Source organism: Polyangiaceae bacterium (genome assembly GCA_016715885.1).
Lineage (GTDB): Bacteria > Myxococcota_A > Polyangia > Polyangiales > Polyangiaceae > Polyangium.
The window spans coordinates 46360-58417 of record JADJXL010000026.1 but is presented as its reverse complement, the minus strand read 5'-3'; the positions used below and the strand labels follow the sequence as shown (position 1 = coordinate 58417).

The 12058-nt window shown below is 61.2% G+C and carries 10 protein-coding genes; 5 read left to right on the top strand and 5 right to left on the bottom strand.

What is annotated here, in order from left to right; genetic code table 11:
- Positions 1 to 322: 322 nt before the first annotated feature.
- Positions 323 to 982, bottom strand: a complete 660-nt coding sequence (locus tag IPM54_40105; GenBank protein ID MBK9265977.1) for a transposase — start codon at positions 980 to 982, stop codon at positions 323 to 325.
- A 1041-nt stretch (positions 983 to 2023) separates the two neighbouring features.
- Between IPM54_40105 and IPM54_40100 the strand changes: the two genes are divergently transcribed.
- The 5 genes from IPM54_40100 (at position 2024) to IPM54_40080 (ending at position 8448) form a co-directional block, all read left to right on the top strand.
- The gene (locus IPM54_40100) at positions 2024 to 2872 is read left to right on the top strand and encodes a transposase (protein ID MBK9265976.1); all 849 of its coding nucleotides are present in this window, start codon (positions 2024 to 2026) and stop codon (positions 2870 to 2872) included.
- 447 nt (positions 2873 to 3319) lie between these two features.
- Positions 3320 to 6994: an IPT/TIG domain-containing protein gene (locus IPM54_40095; GenBank protein ID MBK9265975.1), complete on the top strand. Its 3675-nt coding sequence runs from the start codon at positions 3320 to 3322 to the stop codon at positions 6992 to 6994.
- A 137-nt stretch (positions 6995 to 7131) separates the two neighbouring features.
- The gene (locus IPM54_40090) at positions 7132 to 7500 is read left to right on the top strand and encodes a hypothetical protein (protein MBK9265974.1); all 369 of its coding nucleotides are present in this window, start codon (positions 7132 to 7134) and stop codon (positions 7498 to 7500) included.
- 8 nt (positions 7501 to 7508) lie between these two features.
- A complete protein-coding gene (locus tag IPM54_40085) occupies positions 7509 to 7727 on the top strand; it encodes a hypothetical protein (GenBank protein ID MBK9265973.1) in 219 nt (72 codons plus the stop codon).
- 106 nt (positions 7728 to 7833) lie between these two features.
- A complete protein-coding gene (locus IPM54_40080) occupies positions 7834 to 8448 on the top strand; it encodes a DUF938 domain-containing protein (protein ID MBK9265972.1) in 615 nt (204 codons plus the stop codon).
- Positions 8449 to 8539: 91 nt separating this feature from the next.
- On the opposite strand, the gene IPM54_40075 is transcribed toward IPM54_40080, so the two are convergent.
- The 4 genes from IPM54_40075 to IPM54_40060 all read right to left on the bottom strand — a co-directional run bounded on the left by IPM54_40075 (position 8540) and on the right by IPM54_40060 (position 11874).
- The gene (locus IPM54_40075; GenBank protein MBK9265971.1) at positions 8540 to 9358 is read right to left on the bottom strand and encodes an NAD-dependent deacylase; all 819 of its coding nucleotides are present in this window, start codon (positions 9356 to 9358) and stop codon (positions 8540 to 8542) included.
- Between the two features lie 89 nt (positions 9359 to 9447).
- Positions 9448 to 10428, bottom strand: a complete 981-nt coding sequence (locus IPM54_40070; GenBank protein ID MBK9265970.1) for a hypothetical protein — start codon at positions 10426 to 10428, stop codon at positions 9448 to 9450.
- 113 nt (positions 10429 to 10541) lie between these two features.
- On the bottom strand, positions 10542 to 10880 hold the full coding sequence (locus IPM54_40065; protein ID MBK9265969.1) for a hypothetical protein: 339 nt from the start codon (positions 10878 to 10880) through the stop codon (positions 10542 to 10544).
- The gene (locus tag IPM54_40060; protein ID MBK9265968.1) at positions 10834 to 11874 is read right to left on the bottom strand and encodes a hypothetical protein; all 1041 of its coding nucleotides are present in this window, start codon (positions 11872 to 11874) and stop codon (positions 10834 to 10836) included. Before IPM54_40060 ends, IPM54_40065 begins: the two co-directional genes overlap by 47 nt.
- Positions 11875 to 12058 lie beyond the last annotated feature (184 nt).

Sequence of the window (12058 nt, the reverse complement as noted above, 5' to 3'; positions counted from 1 at the left end):
ATGCAACCAGGCCGGTAACGGATTCAGCGCGCTGGCGCGACTGACGAGTTTCCCGACGCATGACAGCTCGTCCACCGTGAGCGTGGTGGATTTGCTGGGCAATGGTAGCACCTAGGACGAAAAAACCGGCAAATTCGGTGTTGCATCGTCTGCCCTGGTTTACCCCAACCCCAACGCTGCGTATCCCTTCCCACAGCGTGAAGACGACTCGTCTTCGGCGTTCACGGAACGCGCAGCTCGTCGTCGAATTTCCCGGGCCTGCGACACACGTATGCATCGGCGCCAGCCAATACGAGCGCAGCATCACGCAAAACGCATCGGTTCACGCCCGACGCATCTTCGGAAATGGCAGCACGAGTTGCCCAAGGGGCACTCGTTTACGTTTCGGCAGCCCGCGCGCCCATAGCCCCGCACGCGCCAAACCTTCGCGTATCGCATGCGGCGTCAGCGCAACCTGTCGCCATTTCATTGGCCCTGCACACTCGGGGCAAACATTGACATCCACCGCGAATACATGTCTGAGCAACCACGCCCATGGCTTGCGTCGTGCGTGCGTCTGTTCTGCTTCGTCTTTCTCGAAATGCTCGCCAAATAGCGCCAACTGGACCGGATCTGGTGGAGCGTCCACATTTGGCGGAACATACGGCCGCGCTGACGCCACGACTTGCTCGCGCAATGCCGAATTCGGTGCCAATACCCCGTGGAAACGGATCATGTGCAAGCGCGGAGGCGGCACCATTGCACATATCCGAGCAATCAATTCGTACGGCTCCAGCGTCACGAATCTCGTTCCGTCGCGCCAAGCCTTTTTGAGCTCGTAACGCAAGTCCGTACCCACTTCAGTCAATCTCACTGTCGCAATCGGAGGTCTCGCCAAATACCGGCACATCCGCTCCACTCGCTTGCGATCCCGCCCATCGATCGCATCCCCCGCATACACGTTGAAACCCTGCACCACCACCGCGCATTCGCCCGTGCCCATTGGTGGTGCTTCTACGCGACGTGTCTTTGGCGTTTTGGCCGCTACCTCGTAACACGCCCCAAGTGCCGGATCGATAGCGCTAGCCTCTTCTCCAATATCCTCAATACCCGTTTGGTTGTACGTTCCGCTACTTCGTACACTTCCTCCACCGTCGGATGACCCCAGGAGAGCGCGCCGGCAGGGGGTCGAAGAACCGGTCGACGGCTTCCGGAACCGGTCGATGACCTTCGGAAACCGGTGCGCGCGGGGTCCTTGGACCGGTCGATGGCTTCCGGGGACTGGTCGATGGCGTCCGCGGCGTGGTCGATCATCTCCGTTTCATGGTCGGCGGCTTGCGCTGCTCGGTTGGCGACGGCCTTGCCGTCCGGAATGAGCCTCCGAGGGTGGATTGGGGGGGCCTCTCTTCGAGATTGGGCACTTGCTGTGATCGGTCGGTGGCTCCCTTCACCAAGTCCGCGCCCTTCGTCGCCTGGGCGTCAAGGCTCATTCGACGCTTGGTGGCCTCCGTGCGCCGGACCGGAGGGCTCGTCGCGAGGGCGGCGCGGTGCCGACCGTTGGGTCGCGAGTCGATGTGACGCACGTCGGCCCTGCGGAGGTCGTCAGTTGCGCCCGATCATCAGATTGTGCGCTGCCGACGGACGCAAAGTTGAATGTCGTCACGTGGGTCGTCGGCGGGAGTTTTCACATCGCGGGAGTTTTCACATCGCGGGAGTTTTCACATCACCGCGGTCGCAAGGAATATCCTCAATTCGTCGACTTTCACGGCGTTGCGATTGCCACTCGGATCCGTGACCAGCACCGGCCCGAGCACCCAGTAATCGTTTTCAATCTCGACCGTGCTTGCGAGCGGATCTTAGACCTCGGTTACGACCATGCAATGGCTGCGGTAAGATTTGCCACATTGCCTGGCGGCCGCCATGGCGAAGGGTGGCGGCGGGGCGAATCCGCCAACCCCGGAAGTGTGTAACATATTGAAATTGTTCAGTTCCGGTCACGGCACGGAATTCGCAATGTGCAAACCGGACCAAGCTGGAGCGAAACATGTCATACGCTCGAAAGATTCTTCCCGGCAAGACTTATATGGTGACGCGACGCACCATATGTCGATATTTTTTGCTTCGTCCCGATGATGAAATGAGGGAGCTCGTCGAGTATTCGTTGGCGCTCGCTGCGCGCGATTACCGCGTGAAGGTGCATGCATTTTGCGCAATGTCGACGCACATTCACCTCGTCGTGACGGATCCGCACGGAGTGCTCCCGTTTTTCCTGGCCTACTTTCATCGATTCGTCGCAATGGGAACGAAGGTGCTCCGCCGCTGGGAAGGCTCGATTTGGGATTCCGACGCACCGAGCGTCGTGGAATTGTTGACGCGAAAAGCGATTGTCGAAAAAATCGCGTACGTGCTCGCGAATCCCGTCGCAGCGGGGGCGGTGCTCGATCCGGATGAATGGCCAGGGGCGAAAACATATTTCGACGCAACGAAGTGGCCGGAGGTGGTGGAGTTGCCCATCGACCTACCGCCGATGATTGCAGAAGCGGATGCGGAAGCATTTCGGGACGACGTTGCGCAAGCATTGGCGCGTGAAGTGGAGGAGGCTCGGAAAACCATTGCGCCTGAAAACGTGCTGGGGCCAAAACGAGCGGCAACGATTTCGACGGAAACACGGTCGAAGGCGCCCGAGCCAATGCGCAAGCTGAATCCGACGTTTGCGGCAGGTCGAGGTTGCGGCGCCATTGCGGCTGCCGCAGCGCGCGCGGTGAAGGCGTTTCGCGCGGCCTATCGCGCAGCGCTCGAGCGGTGGTGCATGGGAGACCGCGACGTGGCGTTTCCTGAGGGAACATGGTGGATGCGCGTGTTCCATTCGGTAAACATCGGCGGCAGCAGTTGATCGGCCAGCATTGCACGCCATGGCGTCATGAGCTGAACGATCGGTATTCAGCCAATGCAGACGTGTGTCCTGCGGCGGCTCTATTTTCAAGAAAACGTTAGTTTTTGTACGGCAAGGTGCGGCATACGTGCCGTGCGCATTGCGAGGCGCTGACGCATGTGATTTTGCATTCGGTTTTGGTCCGCGATGGCGAGGTCGGCTTTGGGACCGAGGCCGGTCGATCGGTGTCGTGGAATATGTCGAAAACGGGTGCGGAGCAATTGCCGCACTTCGTGGCGCTTCGTGATGATTGAGCAGAGCGGTGTTTGTGGGGGATTTTGAGAAGTGGGTGGGGATCCTTGCCTGGCGGCCGCCAAGGTGGTTGGGGATTTTCCCACCTTGAGCCGAACCCCTCATCCCGGTATCCTCGCCCTTCTTGCATTCTTCTGTTCCACGAGGAGGTACACGATGAAACGTTTTCGCTTGTCTCGCCCGCTCACGATGGCCTTCATCTTGAGCGTCCCGCTCGCTGCACTGTCGAGCGGCTGCTCCGATGATTCGTCCACCACGACGGGCACGACGAACCCCACGGGCAGCGGCGGAAACGGTGGCACGGGCGGCTCTGGAGGCGACGGCGGCTCCGGCGGGGCCATGGGCGGCTCTGGCGGCGCGGGCGGCCAAGAGGTCAAGCGAGGCCCCGTTTCGTTTACGACCTCCCCCGTGCTCACCGCTCGCGTCGGCGACCTTTATACCTACGCCGCAACGGCAGAGCAAGAAATGGCCCAGCCCGGCGACGTCATCACGTATTCGCTCGCCAAAGCGCCAAGTGGCCTGACCGTCGCAGCAAACGGCGAATTGACGTGGACACCCGCGACCGGGCAAGAAGGCCCGCACGACGTGTCGCTCGTGGCCACGGGACCCGATGGTCAATCGGCAACACAAGATTTTTCAATCGATGTCGCGGCCGACGTCGGCATCGTCCACGTTTGGCCCGCCGCAGGGAGCGCCGCCGGCAACGAGTCCGTCAAGATCGGCGGATACGGATTCGTCGGAAACGTCGACGTGTTTTTCGGCGATATCCCTGCGGGAAACATCACCGTCGTCAGCGACACCGAAATCGATGTGACGACACCGCCCGCCATTGCCAAGACCCGCATCGTCACCGTCACCATCGATGGCATGCCGCTCGCCACGTTTTCCCCCGGATTCACCCATCTGCCCCTCGTCACGTCCACCGACGTTTCGTCCGCCAAACTCTCCTCGACGCTCAAGGTGCAAGGTTTTGGCTTCGATACCGTCGCCACCGATCCCGATGTGCTCGCCATCCCCGGCCGCTCCGGCACGCGCCGCAAGATCGTCACGAGCAGCGTGTCCCCAAGCGAGCTATCGTTTTCCCTCGGTATTGGCAATTCCGAATCCACCATCACCACCGGCGCATTCGCAGTCGAAATCAATGGCTTGCGCTCGAACCATTGGCCGCTCACCATCACCGACGCCACGATTGCCGCCGAGCCCAGCGTCACCAGCTCCGATGGTCCCCACGCGCCCGGTGAATCCATCGTGCTCGGCGGCGCCGGCTTTGGCACCAATGCGGCGCAAATCATGGTCACCTTCGCCGGCTCGGCGGCTCCCGTTGCAGCCTCGAACGTCGATGCCACCGGCACGCAAATCACCGTCCCCATTCCCGCTGATGCCGTGACCGGTCCCGTCTCGGTCAGCGTTGCCGGCGGCGCGGCCAAACGCAGCTATGTCGCCGCTTCGATCACCGGCACCACACCCATACTCACCGTGCTCGATGCAACCCCCGCAGGCGGCGCCCCCGGCAGCGCGCTCGTCCTTCGCGGCGTCGGGTTTTCCACCGATCCGGCCGGAAACCTCGTCACCTTCGACGGCGTCGAAGCAAAAATACTTTCGGCCGAAGCCAATCGATTGGTCGTCGAGGTCCCGGCCGTCGCATTCGGCCCCGCCGATGTCGTCGTCGATAGCGGTGGACAATCGACGAGCGCCGGCGTTTTCGGCGTCGTTGGCGATTACGAAATTCTCGCGGGCGGCGGCCCCGAAGAAACCGACATCGGCGACGGCGGCGACCCGAAGCTCGCCACGATTGCGTCCGGATACGTCGCGACCGATGCGCAAAACAATTACTACCTCACCGATGGCACTCGCCTGCGCGCCATCAACACCGGCAATGCTTCCATTACGTTGTTCGGCAAGACCATCATGCCGAACACCATCCAAACCATCGCGCAAGCTGCGACCAACCTCGGCGCGGTCGCCATTCACCCCGTTTCGCAAGACGCATATTTCGCGACGAGCACGCAGATCCTTCGAGCATCACGCATTGACGGGTCCATCACCGTCGTGACCGGAAAAACCACGGCCGGCAATTCGGGCACCACCATCACCAGCGCTTCGTTCGACAGCATTACCGATTTACAGTTCGCCGCCGGTGGCCAGCTCTTGCTCGTCGCGGACAACAACAACGGCCTCGTTCGAGTCGTCAATCTCACGACGCAACAAATCGACCTTTGGGGCTTGTCGATTGGCGCAGACGCGGTCTTGCAGGTGCTCAATCTGGGCGGTCCCATGAACCCCATCGGCATTGCGGTCGATGCGGAAGGCAGCATTTATGCATCCGCATTCAATCAAATTCGCAAGGTTCCTTTCGACAGGTTGCCCCTGGGCGCGCCGGGATATGCCGAATTCGTCGTGGTCGCCGGAAATGCCGGATCGACGAGCTTGCCTGCGGAAGGTTGCCCCGCGATATCGACGAGCCTGGGTGTCAACAATGGCATCGTGATCGATCCGGTGCGGGGAGACGCCTACATCGGTAGCCGTCATGCGCTCGTTCGCCGAATGAGCAGGGTAGGGGGCAGCTCGCCGACGACGCTCGACGCCGACGATTGCATCGATTTCGTGGCGGGAAATTGGGAAATGGGCAAACCGATTCCAAATGCTGGATATGCGGGCGACGGCGGCTCGGCCAAAGCTGCTACGCTCGCGCTTTTCTCGCGTCCCTTCGTGGATCGCAAAGGTGACCTGCTCATTCCTGCCGAAGGTCGTTTGCGCCGCGTGAGCTTCGATGTCGACGGCAATCCGCTCGTCATCGATGCCGTGGCTGGTGTTGGTCCGGCGAACATCGACAATTTGCCCGGCAAGGCGCTGCGTAATGTGGGCATTCTGAGCAGCGTTCGAGTCGATGGGGCGAACAACCGGTATCTCTTCACGGACGGCGCACGCCTTTTGGGTCTCGATCGAACGACCGGACTGCTCGACGTGCTCGCGGGCACGGGCCATTTGGGCAACACCATGGGAATGAACGGCATGGCGACAGCGTCGGACCTTGCGAGCGCGCGGGGTTTCGAATTCACGAGCGGATCGGTGTATATGCTGGAAGCGGTGCTTCCGCGCATATCGAGGATCGACTTGGGGCTCGGGACGCTCGATGTCGTCGCGGGCGACGGCGTGATTGCGACGCTGGCGGAGCAGCAGGTTGCAGGTCCGGCCAATACGTCGCGCGTGGCGATCAACACGGGTGGACCGAAGGTGGTCGTGGGTCCGAGCGGCGGGCTTTATTTTGCCGATCAGAACCTATTGCGTGTCGTCAATCCGACGAACCAGGCCATCGATACGTTTGGCGTGACGATCGCGCCAGGCGAGATCGACGACATTCCGGTGGCCGGTCTTGGAGGCAACTTGAGCGGCCTTGCATTCGATGCCAATGGCGACCTTTACATTGCATCGTACGACACGAATCGAATAAGCCGCCTGCGCAGCGCGGCGCCGTACATGCGCGAGGATGTCGTATTGGGTGATGGCCAGCGTTATGGTCATGCAGCGTCGGGGCTCGTTTCGTCGTTGCAAATCAACAGGCCGGTGGACCTTGCATTCACGCCGAACGGGCATTTATTGATTGCCAACGACTTCGGCAATACCATCCTTGCCGTCGAGCCCGATGCGAATGGTGTGATCACCGGATCGAGTCGGTTTGCCCATGTATTCGGCAGCGGTGCACCGGGCAGGATCGGCGCGGGTTACACGTCGCTTTCGACGACGCCTCGAGGTGCGCGGAGTGTCACGGTGGATGGCCAGCGTATGGTCATCATCGTGGGTGATCGCTTGATTTCCGTCGTCATGCCTTGAAAAGCGGGCATACGGTACGCTTCGCATGAGAGGCCCTTTGCTCAGGGGGAAGACGGACTTTCGCCACGGAAAATTTCGCATCGGTCCTCTCCTTCAGATATGTTCGCGCCTCGCCACCAAAAAGGAGATGACTCGACATGATGCGTTCGATGCTTGGCCTGACCCTCGTTCTCTCCCTCGTCGCCGTCGGCTGCGAGGATAAGCCTTCCAGCACCGCGCCGGCGACATCGGCCGCGCCAGCTACATCGGCGTCCCCCACGGGCGCGACGAAGCCCGCGAGCACGGCAGCCACGCCCGCCGCAGAGGCGAAGCCCGCCGAGCCGGCGTCGGCTGCGGCCTCGTTCCCCGCCACGGCCCTCCCCGCGAAGGATTTGGCCGACTTCACGATCGGCCTCCCCACCGGCGGGAAGCTCGACCAGAGCGGCGACGACAAAGCGTCGCTCGAAACGCCCGATTACAAGCTCATGCTGAAGAAGCCTGGCCCCAGGACACCATCGCGGACTTGAAGCCCCTGATGCCGAAGATGCCTGGCTTCAAGGCGATCACCATCGATCAGCCGGACGGCCTGGTCGTCGAGGTCGAGGAGAAGGGCGCCCCGCAATTCTTGATCACGCGCCACGTGAAGGTCGGCGACGTGACGCTGAGCTGCGAGAACGCCCTCACGAAGCCCCCGAAGGACAAGGCAAAGGCCCAGGAGGCCTTCGACGTGTGCGGCACGATCAAGAAGAAGTGATGGCCCTGGGGCGGGTTGAAACTGGTTTCGGCCCGCCCCGGAGTCGCTTTGGGATTCCTGTTTTACGAGGTTGACGTAGACGAGGTCCAATTGTACGAATCGAATTATGAAATATCACGCCCCCGCCGCGGATCGCAACAAGGGACCGATTTTCGAGATTCTGCGCGACTTTTTGATCGATGAGCCATTTTTGACGAAGCCCGAGGTTGTCTTGACCATCGCCGAGGGGTCGGGGCAACATGTCGTGCACTTTGCCCAAAACCTGCCTCACGCCACGTTTCAACCGACGGATGTCGATCCGCAAGCTTTGTCGAGCATTCAGGCATACGTCGACGAAGCGCACTGCAAGAATGTTCTTCCTCCACTTGCGCTCGATGTCATGTCGGACGATTGGCCTGTGAATTACGCGGATCTGATCGTGTGCATCAACATGATTCACATTTCGCCATGGGCGGCGACGGAAGGGTTATTTCGAGGCGTCGCGCGCATTCTTCGGCCGGATGGATATTTGGTCACGTACGGTCCTTATCGTTTTTCAGGAAAATTTACTGCGCGGAGCAACAAAGAATTCGACGAATCGCTGCGAGCTCGAAATCCCGAATGGGGCGTACGCGACGTGGACGATTTGGAAAATGTTGCGCAATCCGTGGGCATGGTGCACGAAGGGACGATGCCGATGCCCGCGAACAACCATTGCCTGATTTTTCACAAGCCGGGATGACCCCTTCGCGCTCGGATCGCATCGATGCCGCTCTGCTTCGCACCCAGCGCCCGGCATCGTCGGTCGTATGTTCAATGCGCGAGAGTGGCGCTCATCCCCACGTGGGCTCGACATCGAGCAGCGAGGGCAGCATTTCACCTGCCTTGCCTTCGAAAAAGTAGTCGCACAGGTCATTGACGGCGCTCGCTTCGATGTTCGCTTCGGCGATGGTCGTGCCAAATTGTTTTGCCACATCGACGAAGCCTGCCGCTGGGTGCACGACGGCCGACGTGCCGACGACCAACAGGAGGTTGCATTCGTCAATGGCATTCGCTGCAGCAATCAAATTTTTCGACTCGAGCATTTCGCCGAACCAGACGACGTGTGGCCGTTGCAGACCACCGCAATGACAATGGGGCAAGTCAGCCTCGGTAAAGCGGCGCGAGCGGGCTTCCGGATCGGGTGAACCGCTGCCTTCATATGCGGCTGTAATCGGGATATTTCGATTGGGTTCGACTTCACCGCACGCCAAGCAGCGCACGTGCCATATCGACCCATGGAGGTGAACGACACTTTGGGAGCCCGCTTGCTCATGCAAATCGTCGATGTTTTGTGTGAGCACCGTAAACGTGCCGCCCGCATTGCGCCAGCGGGCTTCGAGCATGGCAATCGCTCGGTGCGCGGGGTTTGGCACAGCGTCGCGAGATGCGGAGCGTCGATAATTGTAAAATTCCCAAACGAGCCCTGGATCGCGCTCCCAGGCTTCGGGTGACGCGAGGTCTTGCGCTTGGTAACGACGCCAGAATCCGCCGGCACCACGAAATGTGGCAATGCCTGACTCGGCGGAGACTCCCGCCCCGGTGAGGATGGTGATCTTGCGGGAAGAGCTGAGTTTGGATTGAAAGTTCAATCGATCCGATTGAGAAGTCATGAAGCATTCCCCCTTGCGCAAGTGCTCGCGGTGTGGCGCCGCAGTAAACGTAGTTAGTCGCACAATACTGTGCCCAATCGCAGCCGATCTTACTTTGCCTTGCGGCCCTTCGAGCGATGTCCGTTGAGCGCGAGCCACGCGGCGAGCTCTTCGCGGGACAAATCCAGGATCGCGTCGCCAACGAAGTCCGGCCCGTGCTTGGTGAGCCGCTTCGACACTCGTTTGCGCTCGCTTGCCGTGAGGCTCCGCGTCAGGCGTCGCTCGAGAAGGTGCATGAGCGCCTCGTCGCGCCCTTTCGCGAACCCTTGCTCTTTTGCTCGCTGATAGTACGGGTGCAGACTCAACAAATCCAGCACGGGTTCCTCCGCTTCCGTGAGCGATAGTATCACCTCTTGCAGGCCCGGGAAGTCCCTGTTGAGAGGTGCAAGCAAAATCATGGTGGCCTTCAAGTCCTCGAAGTCCTCCGGTTCCGTCTGTGCACGAAGCGACTTCAGCACGCGCTCCAGTTTTTCCTGGTCCACATCCATTGCCAGCGGGACGAACGCGAGCCAAAAAACACTGCCCATAGCCTCGATCTCGGCAACTGTTCGCTGATAAATCGCCTCGATACGAAAACGCACGCCCGAAAACCGCTGATCCTTCGATGAAGTCCGGTATCTGCCGAATGTTGGCAGCTTCTTCTTGGGCCCCGACAATACGACGACGACGCTATCAATCGATATCGGCTTTGGCAAAGGTTCGCCCCTTTTGCGTTTGGCACGAGCGTCCATTTCGTGCGCCATCGCCAAAAGATGGTGATATTCGTGCACTCGCCGCCGAATCGCCCGATTCAGCCGCAACGTCCATTCGATATGCAAAATCCGCGACCCGCGGACCATTTCGATCCGTAATCCGCGGTCGATTCGCCTCTGCCGCGTTGCCAATTGCGTCTTGATCCACTCGATCTGCTCAATGGGTTCGTCATGGTCGAGCAAAAGCCGTGATAATGCCGTCGGATGACGGCGCGACGTGTGCCGCAAAATGGTGTCGATGTCGTGCGACCTGCGACGTTTGGACTTGCGTCGAGCCATGGCGCGCTCCGCCCTGCCGATGTTGCGTCTCGCAGCGGAACGTCCCCGCTACTTACGTACATCGTTTGGCGAACCAGCCAGTTGCGTAAAAAGTGACCCGCGGCGCCCGATTCCTACTTCGCACTCCGCAACAGCGCACACGCCACGCCCGTGCGCACCCGCACGTCCTGATCGGCCGCCAGCAAAGCCGCCCTGCCATATTCGCCCAGCACAATGAGCGACGACCCCGCCGCTTTACGCGCCTGCTCATTGTCCGACTTCGCATCACCCTTCACGAGCGGCAGCACCTCACGCGCACCAGCTCGCGCAAGCGCACCGCGCGCCAAGAGCGACCGAACTCCCGTGGAGTTGGCCATCACCAAAAGCTTCCGCACAACCTCGGCTCGCTCCTTCGGCTTCGCCCCGTCACCACTCGCCGGATACAGCTCCAGCGACCGCTCGAGCGCCGCCAACGCGACATCCTGATCCGTGTCGTCCTGCGCCTTCACCACAGCCGCTCGCACCATCGCAAGGTCGAGCAGCGCTGCACGGATCGCAAACACCCGCTCCCGCGTCGACCCCGTCTCCACCGCGCGCGCCAGTACACTTGCAGCTTGCTCGGCACCCTTGCCAGGCCGCCGCACGAGCACCCCCGCCGCCGCAATCTGCGCAGGACCCTGCTCCGTCTCCGCGATGCGCACGAGTTTTGTCTCGTCCGCCTACCCCGATGGCCCGCGGCGACGCCCACGCTCCAATGATCGTCAGCCGTTCGTCCTCGCCCGCTTGGACAAACAAGTCACCCAACGCATGCACCACGCGTTCTCCGCCAACGTTTCCCGCCGCCGAAATCGCTACCGTGCGCGCAGCGGGATACGGATCGAGCCTCGCAGCTTCGAGCAGCCCCTCGATGTCGGCCGCATCGACCGCGTCGAACGATGCTTCGAGCGCTCCAACACGCACCGCCTGATCCCCATCGAGAAACAAGCCCCGCCGACGAACGGCGTCCTCGGGCGCAACGAGACTCCGAGCTTCCACCGCACGCCACGCAGGCGACGCTCCCGGAACGGCTAGCGCCGTGCGCGCTGCTTCGCCCAGATCTTCGTGATCGATCGCGCGCGTGTCGAACCGCATCAGCGTCGCAACTGCCGCGACCTCGTCACGCGCAGCGCCTCGAGCTTCGAGCGCATCCTGAAGCTGCGCCGCGCAACTCGGCAGCTCGCGAAGCTTCTTCACTCCATCGTCGCCCTTCGCGCTTTCGACTTCTCTGCTCAAGACCGCGTGCGCAATGTCCCATGCTTCGTCGGCATCGATCGCTGCTGCGGCCGCATCGCTTCCGAGCACGCGACGAACACCCGCGAGATCCCCTTGCTCGGCCGCGCGCAGCGCAGGACCACCCCCGCACCCTGAAGCAAGAAGGACAAACAAGCTGGCAAGAGCTGACGTTCGGCGTAGAAGGCGAGCAATCATCGGGCGTCCATCCGAGCTAGCCGACCTCGCGCCGACCCGCAAAGGCTTCTCCATGACTTGCGCATTCAAGCTCCCTTTTCCGCGCGCCGCGTGTAGGTCAGGCTGGAGCCGCGTGCTCGGGCCTGCATGCCGGTTGGGTTTCCATCCTGCGCGGATGTGCATGCGTGTCACAACTTCGGTCGTC

Coding starts and splice junctions, on each gene's coding strand:
- IPM54_40105 (MBK9265977.1), bottom strand. CDS start 982: ATGGGCACGGGCGAATGCGCGGTGGTGGTGCAGGGTTTCAACGTGTAT.
- IPM54_40100 (MBK9265976.1), top strand. CDS start 2,024: ATGTCATACGCTCGAAAGATTCTTCCCGGCAAGACTTATATGGTGACG.
- IPM54_40095 (MBK9265975.1), top strand. CDS start 3,320: ATGAAACGTTTTCGCTTGTCTCGCCCGCTCACGATGGCCTTCATCTTG.
- IPM54_40090 (MBK9265974.1), top strand. CDS start 7,132: ATGATGCGTTCGATGCTTGGCCTGACCCTCGTTCTCTCCCTCGTCGCC.
- IPM54_40085 (MBK9265973.1), top strand. CDS start 7,509: ATGCCGAAGATGCCTGGCTTCAAGGCGATCACCATCGATCAGCCGGAC.
- IPM54_40080 (MBK9265972.1), top strand. CDS start 7,834: ATGAAATATCACGCCCCCGCCGCGGATCGCAACAAGGGACCGATTTTC.
- IPM54_40075 (MBK9265971.1), bottom strand. CDS start 9,358: ATGACTTCTCAATCGGATCGATTGAACTTTCAATCCAAACTCAGCTCT.
- IPM54_40070 (MBK9265970.1), bottom strand. CDS start 10,428: ATGGCTCGACGCAAGTCCAAACGTCGCAGGTCGCACGACATCGACACC.
- IPM54_40060 (MBK9265968.1), bottom strand. CDS start 11,874: ATGATTGCTCGCCTTCTACGCCGAACGTCAGCTCTTGCCAGCTTGTTT.